We start from the raw sequence: 15226 nt of genomic DNA on the forward strand, positions 1-15226 counted from the left end.
GGGCGGTGGGCGCGGCCAGCCCGTCGTGGGCACGGAGCACGGCACGCAACGCCTCGCGGCCGAGCCAGGATCCGCTGCCGAAGTCGCCCAGCTCGGGGCCCCAGCCGTCGACCAGACGCGCACCGGAGGGGTCGACGCCCAGCGCCACGGCTCCGGTGCCGGCGATGAGCAGCACGCCGGCCGCGCCGTCGAGGGCGCCCGCATGGGCGGTGACCACGTCCGACGCCACGGCCACGCGCGCTCCGGTCCGTGCGGCGAGCGCGGCGGCGAGTTCCGCGGCCGCCTCCGGGGCGAACCAGGCGCCGGCCGCCCCCACGCCGAGCGTGTCGATGCGCTCGACATCGTCGAGCAGCGGGAGAATCGCGGTGAGCGCCGCCTCCACTCCGCCCGCCGCGGCGAGGCCCGGCGCTCCGATCCCGGAGCGCTCCCCGGCCGTCGCGCCGTGCACGACGAGGCGGCAGCGGGACTTGCCGAGGTCGACGGTGGCGGTCGTCTCGCTCATCGGCACTCCTCGGATCCGGCGGAAAGAAAGAAAAGCGACTACACAACACGTAGACTCGCTGAAAAGAATTTACCATCCTGTTCCGCCGTTCCGGAGGATACCGTGAGCATCCAGTCGACGATCGAAGCCGCCGCTGCGACCCTGCCCCCGTCCCTGGCCCGCGTCGCGGTCGCCGTGCGGGAGAACCCGAGCCTCGTGATCGACAAGACGATCAGCGAGCTCGCGACGGAGTGCCGCACCTCGGTCGCGTCCGTCGTCCGGTTCTGCCGGGCGATCGGCTTCACCGGCTACGCCCCGCTGCGCATGGCCCTGGCCACCGAGCTCGGCAAGGAGGCCGCCCAGTTCTCCGCCCGCGGCGCCTACGGCTCCGAGATCTCCGACGAGGATTCCCTGGAGGAGGCCGTCTCCAAGCTCGCCGCCCTGGAACTCCTCGCGATCGAGGAGACCGTCGGGCAGCTCGATTTCGCCGTGTTGACGGCGGCGGTCGCGGCCATCGACGGCGCCGACCGGATCCTCCTCTACGGCATCGGCGCCAGCCAGTTCGTCGCGGAGGACCTCGCGCACAAGCTGCTCCGCGTCGGCCGCAACGCCCACGTCCTCTCCGACCCCCACGAGGCGATCGCCGCCGCCGTCCTCCCCGTGGGCACGACCGTCGCGATCGGGTTCTCGCATGCGGGGTCGACCATCGAGACGGTGCGGTTCCTCGAGGCGGCCGCCGCGAACGGCGCGACGACGGTGGCCGTCACCTCCGTGAAGGACTCCCCCCTCGCCCAGGTCGCCGACCATGCGCTGTTCACCGAGGTGCGCGAGTCGACCTTCCGCGCCGGGGCGATGGTGAGCCGGATCGCCCAGCTCGCGCTCGTGGACTGCCTGTTCATCGGCGTCGCCAAGCGCCGGTACGCCGAGACCGTCGACGCCCTGCAGCGCACGCGTCAGGCGACGCGCCTCCTCCGCGACTGACGCCCCGCGGGCCGACGGTACTCAAACCGTCTCGACGTCCGCGGCGGCGAGTCCGTCCGCGTGCGTCGCCGGGGTCCCCATCGCCCCGGCGGTGCGCAGGAACACGATGATCCAGCTGAAGATCAGCACGGCCGCGATGAGCTCGACCGCCGTGAGGTTGTAGTAGCCGACCGCGAAGAACGCCCCCAGCAGCGCGATGACCAGCACGTACGCCCAGCCGAGCCCCACGAACACCCGCGGGATGCTGCGCACGAACCAGGGCAGGCCGACGACGATCACCGCGAACACCACCGCCATGCCCGTCGCGACCGTGTTGTGCAGGCCGAAGAACTCGTCCACCGGGAAGATGCCCACGCACGCGAGGAAGATCCCCATGAGGATGAGGCCCCCGCGCACGATCGTCCGGCCACGGCGGTCGACCGGGTCGTCGACGGGCAGCCCCGCGGTCGCATAGCGGGAGATGGTCGTCACCATGACCCCCGCGATGATGAGGGTCACGTTGAAGGCCACCGAGGCGCTGTTGCTGCTCATGCCCAGGCGGGCAGGTTGTCGCGCCACCAGTGCACGTCGCTCGACGCCAGCATCGCCGCGAACGCGCCCACGACGAGGAACACCGCGAGCACCAGCGACAGCACGGTCGGCGTCAGCGCGACCGCGCTGAGGAAGGCGACGTAGCCGGTGAGCGCGAAGGCCACCGCGACGAGGATCGCCCCGGGGAACGCGAAGACCGGGGCGTCGACGAAGCTCTGCTCCAGCAGCTGCGCGATGCCGAGCCAGCCGAGGTAGGCGATGGCGGCGTGCGCGAAGGCGATGGCGGCGAGGTCGTACCAGCGGAGCCGGTCGCCGGGGACCGCGAATCCGTCCCTCGCGACCGACGGGTCGACCTCCGGAGCCCGCACGGCGAGGCGCCCCAGGGCGAAGGCGAGCGCGGCCGCGATCGCACCGCCGTACGCCGCGAACATGCCGATCGAGCCGGTGCCGCTGATCGAGAGCTGGTGCCCCCAGAACACCGGGAGGGCCACGAGGAACCCCACCAGCAGGAACGCCGCGCCGACGATCAGCGCCGTCGCCTCGAACACCGCGTCGGAGGTGGCGGGACCGCGCACCTGACGGAGCACGTGCCGGATCCGCTGCCCCACCGTCGACATCATCCCGTCCTTCACGGACCACATCCTAGACGGCACCCCCCGCGCGGTGGTCGCCGGTGGTAGCATCGCGGAACGGATCGTATACAACGTCGTCGTTCCCACCAGCCCGAGGTGATCAGTCATGAACGGTGCCCTCACCACCCCCGCCGAATCGGTGTCGACCCTCGTCGCGCGCAACATCAGCGAGTTCCGCGCCGCCGTCTCCGAGTCGTTCGTCCCGCTGCAGGTGTCCTCCGCGGGCGCCGACCAGTTCCGCGGCGTGATCCGCGGCGCCGCCGTCGACGAGGTCCACGTCAACGACATCCGCGCCACCTCGCACGTCGTCGAGCGCACCACCGAGCTCATCGCCCGCGGCGACCGCTCGTACTTCAAGGTGAGCCTGATGCTCGCCGGGACCGGACTGCTCATCCAGGACGACCGCGAGGCCGTCCTGCAGCCAGGCGACCTCGCCGTCTACGACACCGATCGGCCGTACTCCCTCGTCTTCGATCAGGACTTCCGCACCATGGTGGTCATGTTCCCGAAGCACCTCCTCAGCCTGCCCGCGGACATGATCGGGCAGCTCACGGCCGTCCGCATCTCCGGGCAGGAGGGGCTGGGCGGCATGGTCGTGCCGTACCTGACGCAGCTCGCCGGCAACCTCGACGAGCTGGCCGGCACGACGGGGGCCCGGCTCGCGCACAGCGCCCTCGACCTCGTGACCACCGTGTTCACGCGGGAGCTCGGTCTCGACCAGGCCTCCGCCGACCCGCACCGCGCCCTCATGCAGCGGATCCGTTCGCACATCGACCGCAACCTCGCCTCCACAGACCTCGGTCCGGCCTCGATCGCCGCGGCGCACTTCATCTCCACCCGCCATCTGCACGGGCTGTTCCAGGAGCAGGGGGTGACCGTGTCGACCTGGATCCGCACGCGCCGCCTGGAGCAGTGCCGCCGCGACCTCCTCGACCCGATGCTCGCCGACCGCCCCGTCGCCGCGATCGCCGCCCGCTGGGGCTTCGTCGACGCTGCGCATTTCAGCCGTGCATTCAAGGCCGCCTTCGGCGTCTCCCCCAGCGAGTACCGCGCCATCCACTGATTCCCGTCCTCCCCGTCCCGCCCGCACCCTCTCCCGCCCCGCACGCGGGATCAAAACCGCGCCCCATCCCCGTCCGGCAAGGCCACCTTCGATCCCGCACCACGGCGACGCCACACGCAACGCGTCGGGCATGAGATCCCCGGGCGGGATCACGAACGTGCCTCACCCGCGACCGACAGGGACGATCCTGATCCCGCACCGATGCGCCGCGCGCGACGGCACGCGCCGTCCGCGTGCAGGGTCAAGAACGCACCGCACCCGCGACCGACAGGAACCCTTTCGATCCCGCACCGTACGGGGCGGGACGCGTGACTCGATACGGGATCAAGAACGCAACCCGACGTGCGTCTGGCGAGGGCACTTTCGATCCCGCACCGACGAGAGGCACCCGTCTCGCACCGGGGCGGCGGCGGGTGGAACGGCGGTGCGGGATCAGGAACGGGCCCCCTGCGCGTCCGGCAGGGGCGTTTCCCGTCCCGCACGGGGGGCTGCGGGGGCTGCGGGGACGGACCGGGGGCGGAACCGGCGGGGGCGGGGGCTTGCCCGGGAGGGCACGCCGGTTGACTCTCGGCGCGGGATGGACGCCGCGCGCTTGAGGGCTCCCCCGGCCCGGCCGGAGCATGAGGCAAGCGCATCGCGACGACGCGGTGCCCGGGGCGACGAGGCCCCGCCGTGTGCGACGTCAGGACCCTCATGACCGACATCTCCACCGACCCCGCTCTGGACGAATGGCGCACGTACGACGAGTTCGCCGCGGGCATCGACACGTTCCGCCTGCCGAACACGACGCTCGCCGGAACCACGCTCACGCTCACCCTGGACGACGACGCCACCTTCACGCTCCGCTTCGACGAGGACTCCGTGACGTGGGAGGGAGGGGGCGCCTCCGGCCGCGACCCGTATGACGCGGTCCGCGTGCGCGACGACGTCGTCTTCGTGAACATCCCCTTCGAGACCCGCGAGCGCGAAGCCCTCACCGTCGTGTTCTCCACCACGACCCACCGCGCCACCGTCATCCGCTCCCGCATCGCGGCGGAGGCCGTCGAGGGCACCCCGCAGGTCGGACAGGACTTCTGGGCCGCGACCACCGACGCCGGCCCCGCGACCGGAGAGGTCCCCGGTCCGAGCCGCGACCTCATCGGCAAGCGGAACATCTACCGCTACAGCCCCCACCACCTGTACGAGCACGTCTACGTCTCCAGCCAGCGCTACGCGTGGCAGTGCCTCGAGGGCGTCCAGCGCGGTCACGGCGACATGGACCTCTCCACGGTGTGGAAGTTCGCGGACGGCCTCTACCTGTTCTGCTTCCGCGAGTTCCGGATCGCAGTGGCGAGCGTCTGGCTCCACGACCTCGGCTACCAGCTCATGACGACGGGGATCTTCCTCGGACTCAACGGCGACGGCGAGTCCGAGCACTCCCGCGCCGGCGGACACATCTACCCCCTGGGCGCCGTCGCCTACCCCGACGCACAGCCCGTCTGACCCCTCGACCCTTCGACGGGCTCGGGGCCCCGGAACGAAAGAGAGCACATGAGCAACGCAGACCTGATCCGCGACCACTACGCCGCGAACGACCGGGGCGACCTGGACGGCATGCTCGCGCCCTTCGCGGCCGACATCGAGTGGACGGAGTCTGCCGGGTTCCCCTACGCCGGAACGTACATCGGCCCGGACGCGGTCGCCGAGAACGTCTTCGGCCGCATCCAGGAGGAGTGGGACGACTACACCGTCGCGATCGACGAGGTCGTCGACGGCGGCGACGTCGTGGTCGGCATCGGCACCTACTCCGGCACCTACAAGCGCACCGGGCGGTTCTTCGCCGCCCGGGTGGCCCACGTCTGGCGCGTGGCGGGCGGCGAGATCGTCGCCTTCGAGCAGTTCACCGACACGGAGCTCGTGAACCGCGCTCTGCGCGCGCCGTCGACGAGCACCGAGACCCAGCCTTCGAGCTGACAGCAGGACCCGAACAGGAGAGGCAGAAGCACATGAACAGACGAGCATCCGGCACCGCGGCGGTCATCGCCGTGGCCGCCCTCGCTCTCGCCGGCTGCGCCGGTGGCGACGGAGCCGGGGGCGACGGCGCCCCCATCGTCGTCGGCTCCGTGAACACGATCAGCGGCCCGGCGACGTTCCCGGAAGCGTCGCAGGCGGCCGCCGCCGTCTTCGACGCGTTCAACGAGGAAGGCGGCCTGGACGGCCGCACCATCGAGTACAAGATGCTCGACGACAAGGGCGACCCCGCCACGGCCACCGCCTCGGCGCGGGAGATCGTGGGCAGCGACGAAGCCGTCGCGCTCGTGGGCTCCGCGAGCCTCATCGAGTGCGAGATCAACGCGAAGTACTACGAGCAGGAGGGCATCCTCTCGGTGCCCGGCATCGGCGTCGACACGGGCTGCTTCGACAGCGAGAACATCTCGCCGGCGAACGTCGGCCCGTTCAACGACATGACCCTCACGCTGCAGTACGGCTCCGAGGTGCTCGGACTCGACGACATCTGCATCCTGCTGGAGATCGCCGGCTCCACCCGCCCGACCTACCAGGCCGCGATCGACAGGTGGACCGAGATCACGGGCAAGGAGCCGAAGTACGTCGACGACACCGTGCCGTACGGCGCCTCCGACTACACGCCCTACATCGTCAAGGCGCGGGACCAGGGCTGCAAGGCCCTCGCGATCAACCCCGTCGAGCCCGACGCGATCGGACAGGTCAAGGCCGCGAACGCGCAGGGCTGGGACGACGTGACCTGGCTCTACCTCACGAGCGTCTACAGCGAGAACTTCGCCGACGCGATCGACGACGCGGGCGCCGGCATCTACGTCCCCGCGGAGTTCTATCCCTTCACGGACGACAGCGACATCAACGCGGACTGGCGGGCGCTGATGGAGGAGAACGACATCCCCCTCACCTCGTTCAGCCAGGGCGGCTACCTCGCGGCGACGTACTTCATCGAGGTGCTGAAGAGCATCGACGGCGACATCACCCGGGAGAGCGTCTCCGAGGCGCTGAAGGGCATGGACCCGATCGAGAACCCGATGGTGGGGACGCCCTACGCCTTCGGCACGCAGAACACCGCGGGCTGGCCGATCGTCCTGAAGTCGGGCACGAACGCCTGGGAGAAGGTCGCCGACGACTGGCTCCGGATCGGCGAATAGTCCCCGCGCTTCGACAGGCTCAGCGACCCACCCTGGGTCCCTGAGCCTGTCGAAGGGCCCCTCACCAGAAAGGACGCCTGATGCTCCAAGGCGCCATCGCCGGTCTCGCCGCCGGCGGCCTCTACGCCGTCCTCGGCGTCTGCCTCACCCTCATGTCGCGCCTCGTGCGCGTGGTGAACTTCGCCCAGGCCGCGACCGGCATGTTCGGCGCATTCACCGCCGTGTGGTTCGTCCGCGAGATCGGGCTGCCCATCTGGCTGGGCTCGATCCTCGGCGTCCTCGTCGCAGGCGTTCTCGCCGCGGCGATCGGGTTCATCGCCGCGACCTGGCTGTCGGAGGCCTCGACGACGAACCGCTCTGCCATGACGGTCGGCCCGCTCCTGCTGCTCATCTCGCTGTCGTTCATCCTGTTCGGCAACAAGCCGCAGCCGTTCACCCCGATCATCGCCGGCCCCGCGTTCTCCTTCGGCGGCGTGGTGATCAGCCAGGTCACCGTCGCGACGGTGGCGATGGCCGTCGTCACCGCCGTCGCCGTCCGCATCGTGCTGCGCCGCACCCGGGTCGGCACCCAGCTGCGCGCGCTGTCGGAGCGGCCGACCACGGCGGAGCTGCTCGGCATCCGCTCCCGGCCGCTGTCGATAGCCGTCTGGTTCGTTACCGGGATCATCAGCGCCATCGCGATCATCATCGTCGCGCCCTCGCAGTCGAACGACGCCACGAGCCTGTCCATGCTCATCGTCCCCGCCGCCGCGGCCGCGCTCCTTGGCGGCTTCCGCCGGCTCGACCTCGCCGTCGTCGGCGGGCTGCTCCTCGGCGTCCTCGGCGGACTCGTCGCGCAGATCGACGAAGTGGCGCTCGTGCGCAACTTCCTGCCGTTCCTGTTCATCGTCGTCCTGCTGCTGTGGACGCAACGCAAGGAGGTGTGGGATGCCGCTCGCTGACCGCCCCTGGTTCCGGATCACCTGGCCGTTCGCCGTCGCCCTCGTCGGCATCGGCGTGGGCGCGCTGCTCAGTGCCGCCCTTCCCGGCTACTTCGTCTTCCTCGCGATCAGCGCCGTCACGGCCGCGATCGCGATCCTCGGCCTCGGCATCGTCACCGGCTCGGCCGGGATGATCGCCCTGTGCCAGCTCACGTTCGCCGCGGTCGGGGCCTGGATCGTCTCGCTGCTGAACGTGATGCAGGCACCGGGCGGGTTCCTGGTCTGGCTCGTGCTCGGCGGTGTCGCAGCCGGTCTCGTCGGCATCCTCGTCGGGCTCCCCGCCCTGCGGCTGCGCGGGGTGAACCTGGCGGTGGTGACGCTCGGCTTCGCCGCGGCGGCCGACGTCACGCTCGTGCAGATCCAGTTCCCCGGCTCCGCGGACGGCATCGCGATCGAGCGACCGGCGCTGTTCGGGAGCGACCGGGAGTTCTTCTTCCTCTCCATCGTCGTGCTCGCCGTCTGCGGCCTGGCGGTGTTCTTCCTGCAGCGCGGCCGGTGGGGCGCGAGCTGGAAGGCCGTTGCGTTCTCCGAGCGGGGCACGGCCGCGGCCGGGCAGAGCGTGCGCACCGCGAAGCTCACGGCGTTCGCGGTGTCGGCGGCCCTCGGCGGCATCTCCGGCGGGCTGCTCGCCGGACAGGTGCAGCTCCCCTTCGCCTCGAGCTTCACGCCGCTGCAGTCCCTCGCGCTGTACGTGCTGGCGATCATGTCCGGCGCGCACCTCATCGACATGGCCATCTTCGGCGGACTCCTCTGGGTGCTCGTGCCGGAGCTGCTCAAGCGCTGGGGCGTGCCGCAGGACTGGGGCTTCGTCGTGTTCGGCGTGCTGGGAGTGCAGGCCCTCACGAGCGGCACGAACCTCGGCCAGGGCATCCGCAACCTCCTGTACCGGCGGGCCGACCGGCGCACGGCCACCGCGGACCTCACGGCACTCCCGCCGGACGCGGGGACCGAGGCGACGGCGATCACCACGACCACGACCGCCACCGTCGACGAGGCCGCCCTCGACGGCGCTCCGGTGCTCACGGTCGACGGCCTGACCGTGCGGTTCGGGGCGCTCAAGGCCCTCGACGACGTCTCGTTCGCGGTGCCCGCCGCCTCGATCATGGGGCTCATCGGTCCGAACGGCGCAGGGAAGTCGACCTTCGTCGACGCCATCAGCGGCTTCCTCCCCCAGCACGAGGGCCGCGTGCTCCTCGGCGACCGCGACCTCGCCGGGCTCTCCCCCACGCGGCGTGCGCGGCTCGGACTGCGACGGACCTTCCAGCAGGACCGCGTCCCTCCGGCGCTGACGGTGGGCGGCTACGTGCGCTTCGTGGCCAGACGGCGGCTCGCCGCGGCGGACATCGACGAGGTCCTCGCGTTCTTCGGGTGCCCGCCTGCCCGGGCGCGCCTCTCGAGCGTCGACGTCGGCACCCGGCGGCTCGTGGAGGTCGCGGCGAACGTCGCCGCCCGCCCGCGCCTGCTCATCCTCGACGAGCCCGCCGCGGGCCTCTCGCACGAGGAGCATCTGGCGCTCGCGGCTCGCCTCCGCGAACTCCCGGGGCGCTACGGCGTGGCCCTCATCATCATCGAGCACGACCTGGACCTCGTCCGCTCGGTGTGCCCGACCCTCACGGTCCTCGACTTCGGCCGCGTCCTCGCGAGCGGCCCGCAGGCGGAGGTCCTCGCGAACCCCGACGTCGTCACGGCGTACATGGGAGAGACGGAGCTGCTGAAATGAGCGCACTGGTGCTCGACGGCGTCACGGTGAGCCGCGGTGCCGGACCGGTCATCTCGGACGTCTCGCTGCGGGTCGCCGGCGGCGAGGTCCTGGCCCTGGTCGGCCCGAACGGGGCAGGCAAGACGAGCCTGATCGAGGCGGTGTCCGGCGTGACGCCGCACTCGTCCGGGTCGATCCTGCTGGACGGGGATCCGATCGACCGGCTCTCCCGCGTGGCGCGGGCCCGGCGCGGCATCGTGCACATCGAGCAGGGGCGGGCCGTGTTCCCGTCGCTGACCGTGCGCGAGAACCTCTCCCTCACGGCACGCACGGCCGGCGAGATCGAAGCCGTGCTCGCGCAGTTCCCGGAGCTGGAGAAGCGCATCGACTCCCCCACGGCGCTGCTGTCGGGTGGGGAGCAGCAGATGGTGGTGCTGGCACGGGCGTTTGCGGCGAAGCCCCGGGTGCTGCTCATCGACGAGATGTCCCTGGGCCTCGCGCCGGTGGTGTTCCTGCGCCTGATGCCGATCGTGTCGTCGATCGCGGAGTCCGGGGTGGCGGTGCTGCTGGTGGAGCAGTTCACGCAGCTCGCCCTCGGTCTCGCGCAGGAGGCGGTGGTCGTCGCCGGCGGCCGCGTGTCGTTCCAGGGCGCGCCGCAGGCCCTCCAAGACGACCCCGCCCTCCTCCACCGCGCCTACCTCGGGGGCTGACTCCCCGTCGACTCACTCCGTTGCGTTCCTCCCGGCCCCTTGCGTACGTGCGCAAGGGGCCGGGGCGCGCGAAAGGGGGTGGGTCGGCGGCGTGGGGGTTAGCCTGAGGGAGTGACCGAGATCCTCCACGCCCGCGCCGCCCTGCTCGACATGGACGGGACCCTCGTCGACTCGACCGCCGTCGTGGAGCGCCTCTGGCTCGCCTGGGCGGAGCCGCACGGGATCGATCCGGAGACCGTGCTCCGCACCGTCCACGGGCGCCAGGGACACCAGAGCATGGCGATCCTGCTCCCCGAGCGCGACCACGCGATCAACCTCCGCGAGAACGAGGTCATGCTCGCGACCGAGGCCTCCGACGTGGACGGTGTGATCGGCATCCCGGGCGCCGAGGACCTGCTCGCCGCGCTTCAGCCGTTCCCGCACGCGGTGGTCACCTCGGCCAACATCGCCCTCATGACCGCGCGGATGGGCCAGGCCGGGCTCATGGTCCCCGAGCTCGCCGTGACGGCGGAGAACGTCTCGGCCTCGAAGCCCGATCCGGAGGGCTTCCTCCTCGCCGCCCGCACCCTCGGCATCGACCCTGCGGACTGCGTCGTGTTCGAGGACTCCGGCGCCGGCATCCAGGCCGCCCACGCGGCGGGCATGCGCGTGATCGGCATCGGTCCGCACGCGGGAGCCCACGCCCCGACCGTGCACGTCGACGACCTCACGCACGTCGCCGTGGTCCCGACCGACGAGGGCTTTGAGCTCCGGATCAACTGATCTCGGGGCGACGGCCAGCGCCCGCCCCTGACCCGGCGCTACATCCCGGCGTGGTCGAAGGCGATGGTCGGCACGTCGACCACGTGCGACCCGCCGTCCGCCACGATCACGGCACCGGTGATGTACGACGACTCCCCCGACCCCAGGAACCGCACGACGGAGGCGATCTCGGCGGGCCGCGCCGGGCGGCGCAACGGCACGTCGGCGGTGACCGTCGCGTACCCCTCCTCGCGGGAGCCGAGACCGGCGTGCGCCGCGAACTCGTCCATCTCCTCGTCGGCCATCGGCGTCTGCACCCACCCGGGGCAGATCGCGTTGACGCGCACGCCGTGGCGCCCGTAGTCGCGCGCGAGCGTCCGGGTGAGGCCGATGAGGGCGTGCTTGCCGACCGTGTATCCGGCCACCGACGGCCCCGCGAAGAGCCCGGCCAGCGAGGAGACGACCACGATCTGCCCCTTGGCCTCGATCAGCGCCGGCAGCGCCTCTCGTGCCATCACGAACGCGGTGGTGAGGTTGGCGCGGATCGCGGCGTCCCAGCTCGCGTCGTCGGTCTCGGCGACCGGGGAGAACCCGTGTCCCCCGGCGTTCGCGACGAGGACGTCGATCCGGCCGAACCGCGCGAGGATCTCGGCGATCGCGGCCTGTGCCGACGCCGTGTCCGCCGCGTCCGCGACGACGGGGAAGGCCCCGACGGCCCGCTCGACCTCGTGCAGCGGCTCGGGGCGGCGGCCCACCACGACGACGTGCGCCCCTTCGGCCGCGAACCGCTCCGCGACCGCCGCGCCGATGCCCGTGCCGCCTCCGGTGATGACGACGACGCGTCCGGAGACGCTCGATCCGACCACGGTTGCCATGTGTGCTCCTGTGTGTTCTGCGCGCGTGCGCGGTGGGGCCGGACGCGGGCGCGTCAGGCGGGGAATCCCGACCGGGCGGTGTACCCGAAGTCGCTGAGGAGGGTGGTGCCGTTGACCGCCCGGCTCCGCGGGGAGAGGAGGTAGACGACGTGCGCGGCGACCTCGTCGGCGCTCTGCACCGGGAAGGCGGGCTCGTCGAACGCCGCGGCGCCGAGGTCGCCCCGGCTCATCGGGGTGTCGACGATGGACGGTGACACCGCGTTCACCCGCACCCCGGTGCCGGCGAGGTCGACCGAGAGCGCTCTCCCGAACTGGACGAGCGCGCCCTTCGACGCGGCGTAGGGGGCCATGCCCGGTGAGGCCACGACGGCCGAGTCGCTCGCGAGCAGCACGACGGATCCGGCGGCGGACTCCCGGAGCGCCGGGATCGCGTGCTTGAGCACGAGGAACGCGCCGGTGACGTTGACGGCGAGGACACGGTTCCACGCCTCCAGGGCGGTCTCCTCGATGGGCGTCCCCACCGGGCCGGAGATCCCGGCGGCGCACACCACGGCATCGAGACCGCCCAGCGCCCGGGCACCCGCGTCGACCGCGGCAGCCACCTGCTGCTCGTCCGTGACGTCGGCGGCGAGCAGCACCGGATCGATGCCGGCCTCCCCCATCGCGTCCCGGAGCGCGGCGGCGTCCCGGTCGAGCAGCGCGACCCGCACCCCCTCGGCCGCGAGCGCCCGGGCGACGGCGCGACCGATGCCGGAGGCAGCCCCCGTGACGAGGGCCGTCGTGCCATCGAGCTGCAGGTCCATCGCATCCTCCGACCGCGGCCCGGCGCCGCGCGGCGCCGACGAGACAGCGGTGTCGTCTCGGTCATCCTGCTCCGCAGGGCGGAGGGGGCGCACGCCCGCCGCCGGGGTGTGCGCGGTGGCACCATCGTCCTTCGCTCACGGTCAAGCGTCGGGACGGGGCGACGAGCAGACTCGCTCTATCGACGATTCTCCTCGTCGTCGATGCCGTGTCCGCACGGCCGTCACCCGAGCAAAGGAGCCGACGTGGCAGAGCAGACCTCCGCACCCACGACGCCGCACCACACCTCCCTCCGCCCCGGCGCCCTCGGCGTCGCGGGCATCGTCTTCCTCGTCCTCGCCGCCGTCGCGCCGCTGACCGGGATCGTCGTCGTCGCCTCCCTCGCCATCGCGCTGGGCAACGGCGGCGGCACCCCGATGTCGTTCTTCCTCGTCGCGGCCATCCTGCTGCTGTTCGCGATCGGCTACGCCCAGATGTCGAAGCAGCTCGTGAACGCCGGGGGCTTCTACGCCTTCGTCGTGAAGGGCCTCGGCCGCACCGGCGGACTCGTCGCGGGCCTCATCGCGACGCTCGGCTACAACTTCTTCGTGGTCGGCACGATCGGCACCAGCGGCTTCTTCATGCAGACGATCATCCGCGACCTCACCGGGCTCGACGTGCACTGGCTCGTCTGGGGCCTGCTGTCGATCGTCGTCTGCTTCGTGCTCGCCCGGATCGGCGTCGACTTCAGCTCGAAGGTGCTCGGGGTGTGCCTCGTGCTCGAGGTGCTCATGCTCGTCGTGTTCGACATCTCGGTGCTCGTGCAGACCGGCTACGACGTCGCCGCGTTCAGCCCGGAGGCCGTGTTCTCCGGCTCGCTGCCCATCGGCCTGCTGCTCGCGGCGACCGGCTTCCTCGGCTTCGAGGCCACCGCGCTCTTCAGCGAGGAGGCCAAGCAGCCGCTGCGCACCATCCCACGGGCGACCTACACCTCGATCATCGCGATCGGCGTGATCCTCGGCGTCACGACCTGGGCCGTGGTGAGCGCGACCGGCGTCGCGCAGGCGCAGGCCACGGCGCTCGAGCACCTGCCCACGGGCGACCTCATCTTCTCGCTCTCGCAGCAGTACCTCGGCGGCCCGCTCACGACCGTGATGATGGTGCTGCTCCTGGTGAGCCTGTTCGCGGCGATGCTCGCCTTCCACAACTCGGCCACCCGCTACCTGTACTCGCTGGGTCGCGCGAAGATCCTCCCCCAGGCTCTCGCCCGCACCCGCCCGAACGGCGCCCCGCAGCTCGCGGGCATCGTGCAGGCCGGCTTCGCGGCGATCGTGGCGATCCTGTTCGCCCTCGCCGGGGCCGATCCCATCGTCACGCTCGTGCCCGCGATGCTCGGCTTCGGCACCCTCAGCGTGCTGATCCTGCAGGGGCTCGCGGCGATCTCGATCGTCGTGTACTTCCGGCGCCGGAACGACCCGCGGTGGTGGAGCACGTTCATCGCGCCGGGCATCGGCTTCCTCGGCATCGCGGCCATCTCGATCCTGGCGATCGTGAACTTCAACATCGTCGCCGGCTCCGAGGAGCTCGCGATCCGCCTGATGCCGCTCCTGCTCGTGCTCGCACTGATCGGGGGCATCGTCTACGCCGCATACCTCCGCCGTGCCAAGCCCGCCGTCTACGACGGCCTCGCCACCGACCTGGAGCGGTTCAGCGACCGCTGACGCCCGCGCCGACCCCGTTCTCCGAAGGAAGGAATCCCCATGACGACCCTCAACCCCGCCGACACCTCCACCTGGCTGCCGCTGGAAGGCCTCGCCCCCGGCTTCGACGCCAACAAGGCCCCGCACAGCACCGCCCTCAGCGGTCGCGAGCTCGCCGTCGTCGACGCCCGCGGCACCCGCATCGTCCACCGCTTCGACGACTCGACCGTCGCCTGGGAGTACCAGCCCGGCGCCGAGGACCCCACGGAGGCCGCGGCCGACACCGACGACTACGAGGCCTTCGAGGTGGACGACGAGCTCTACTTCGTGCAGTTCCACCACCGCTACCTCCCGAACGAGGCCGTCTCGCTCGTGCTCGACCTGCGGCACGGACGCTCCCTCGCGGTGATCTCCGAGATCCTTCCCGCGCCCGAGCAGGGCCGCACCCGGGTGCAGCACCACTTCGCCCCCGGCACCATCGAGGGCGCCGACGTCACCGGCACCGAGGCCGCCCCCACGACCACGCTCATCGGGCGCCGCGTGGAATGGGTCTACAGCGAGGAGCACGCCTACGAGCACGTGTACCTCTCCCCGCGCTGGTACTCGTGGCAGTGTCTGGCCGGTCCGGAGCGCGGACTCGCCGACACCGACGAGAACAGCGTGTGGGAGGTGCGCCCCGGGATCTACGTCTTCGCGTGGCGCGAGAAGGTGATCCCGTGCGCCTCGGTCACGATCGCCGACCACCGCGACGTGAACGCGATCCGCTCCCACGGCGTGCTGTTCGGTCTGGACGAGACCGGTGAGGTGCCGACGCACTTCACGTTCGGCGCGCACGGCCGCCTGCTGTCGACCACCCACCACACGCCCGCGCTCGAGCCCGCAACCTTCGGAGACGCCTGAC

The 15226-nt window shown here is 71.6% G+C and carries 16 protein-coding genes; 11 read left to right on the plus strand and 5 right to left on the minus strand.

Translation table 11 applies throughout. The features are described from left to right. The coding region (locus BK819_RS00005) for a BadF/BadG/BcrA/BcrD ATPase family protein (protein WP_305728800.1) at positions 1–502 on the minus strand (502 nt) is incomplete at its 3' end. A 102-nt stretch (positions 503–604) separates the two neighbouring features. On the opposite strand from BK819_RS00005, the gene BK819_RS00010 reads away from it, so the two are divergent. Further along, on the plus strand, positions 605–1462 hold the full coding sequence (locus BK819_RS00010) for a MurR/RpiR family transcriptional regulator (RefSeq protein WP_071327377.1): 858 nt from the start codon (positions 605–607) through the stop codon (positions 1460–1462). A gap of 21 nt (positions 1463–1483) precedes the next feature. Here the strand turns inward: BK819_RS00010 and BK819_RS16930 are convergent, their stop codons facing one another. Beyond that, positions 1484–1993 carry a DUF998 domain-containing protein gene (locus BK819_RS16930; protein WP_256209326.1) on the minus strand — a complete coding sequence of 170 codons (510 nt, stop codon included), beginning with the start codon at positions 1991–1993 and terminating at the stop codon, positions 1484–1486. Further along, complete coding sequence (locus BK819_RS16935; RefSeq protein ID WP_256209327.1) at positions 1990–2625, minus strand: hypothetical protein; 636 nt, start codon at positions 2623–2625, stop codon at positions 1990–1992. Before BK819_RS16935 ends, BK819_RS16930 begins: the two co-directional genes overlap by 4 nt. A 106-nt stretch (positions 2626–2731) precedes the next feature. Here BK819_RS16935 and BK819_RS00020 point away from each other — a divergent pair, with 106 nt between their 5' ends. The 8 genes from BK819_RS00020 to BK819_RS00055 all read left to right on the plus strand — a co-directional run bounded on the left by BK819_RS00020 (position 2732) and on the right by BK819_RS00055 (position 10991). Then, positions 2732–3688 (plus strand): helix-turn-helix domain-containing protein, encoded by a 957-nt coding sequence (locus tag BK819_RS00020; RefSeq protein ID WP_071327378.1) that lies wholly within the window; start codon positions 2732–2734, stop codon positions 3686–3688. 693 nt (positions 3689–4381) lie between these two features. Then, on the plus strand, positions 4382–5170 hold the full coding sequence (locus BK819_RS00025) for a MoaF C-terminal domain-containing protein (RefSeq protein ID WP_071327379.1): 789 nt from the start codon (positions 4382–4384) through the stop codon (positions 5168–5170). Between the two features lie 48 nt (positions 5171–5218). Beyond that, a complete protein-coding gene (locus BK819_RS00030; RefSeq protein WP_071327380.1) occupies positions 5219–5641 on the plus strand; it encodes a nuclear transport factor 2 family protein in 423 nt (140 codons plus the stop codon). A gap of 32 nt (positions 5642–5673) precedes the next feature. Continuing rightward, positions 5674–6840 (plus strand): ABC transporter substrate-binding protein, encoded by a 1167-nt coding sequence (locus BK819_RS00035; protein ID WP_071327381.1) that lies wholly within the window; start codon positions 5674–5676, stop codon positions 6838–6840. 80 nt (positions 6841–6920) lie between these two features. After that, positions 6921–7781: a branched-chain amino acid ABC transporter permease gene (locus BK819_RS00040; RefSeq protein ID WP_071327382.1), complete on the plus strand. Its 861-nt coding sequence runs from the start codon at positions 6921–6923 to the stop codon at positions 7779–7781. Next, positions 7768–9540: an ATP-binding cassette domain-containing protein gene (locus BK819_RS00045; protein WP_071327383.1), complete on the plus strand. Its 1773-nt coding sequence runs from the start codon at positions 7768–7770 to the stop codon at positions 9538–9540. The genes BK819_RS00040 and BK819_RS00045 overlap by 14 nt, the downstream gene beginning before the upstream one ends. Further along, positions 9537–10229 carry an ABC transporter ATP-binding protein gene (locus tag BK819_RS00050; RefSeq protein WP_071327384.1) on the plus strand — a complete coding sequence of 231 codons (693 nt, stop codon included), beginning with the start codon at positions 9537–9539 and terminating at the stop codon, positions 10227–10229. The genes BK819_RS00045 and BK819_RS00050 overlap by 4 nt, the downstream gene beginning before the upstream one ends. 111 nt (positions 10230–10340) lie before the next feature. Then, on the plus strand, positions 10341–10991 hold the full coding sequence (locus tag BK819_RS00055) for an HAD-IA family hydrolase (protein WP_083391591.1): 651 nt from the start codon (positions 10341–10343) through the stop codon (positions 10989–10991). A gap of 38 nt (positions 10992–11029) precedes the next feature. Here the strand turns inward: BK819_RS00055 and BK819_RS00060 are convergent, their stop codons facing one another. Next, entirely contained in the window at positions 11030–11845 is an 816-nt protein-coding gene (locus tag BK819_RS00060; RefSeq protein WP_071327385.1) for an SDR family NAD(P)-dependent oxidoreductase, read from the minus strand. A 53-nt stretch (positions 11846–11898) separates the two neighbouring features. After that, positions 11899–12648, minus strand: coding sequence for an SDR family NAD(P)-dependent oxidoreductase (locus tag BK819_RS00065; RefSeq protein WP_071327386.1), 750 nt, complete (start codon positions 12646–12648; stop codon positions 11899–11901). Between the two features lie 243 nt (positions 12649–12891). Between BK819_RS00065 and BK819_RS00070 the strand changes: the two genes are divergently transcribed. Both BK819_RS00070 and BK819_RS00075 read left to right on the plus strand, forming a co-directional pair. Continuing rightward, positions 12892–14346, plus strand: coding sequence for an APC family permease (locus tag BK819_RS00070; RefSeq protein WP_071327387.1), 1455 nt, complete (start codon positions 12892–12894; stop codon positions 14344–14346). 39 nt (positions 14347–14385) lie between these two features. Next, positions 14386–15225, plus strand: a complete 840-nt coding sequence (locus BK819_RS00075) for a molybdenum cofactor biosynthesis F family protein (protein ID WP_071327388.1) — start codon at positions 14386–14388, stop codon at positions 15223–15225. Position 15226 lies beyond the last annotated feature (1 nt).

The organism is Microbacterium sp. LCT-H2 (assembly GCF_001866135.1).
GTDB lineage: Bacteria > Actinomycetota > Actinomycetes > Actinomycetales > Microbacteriaceae > Microbacterium.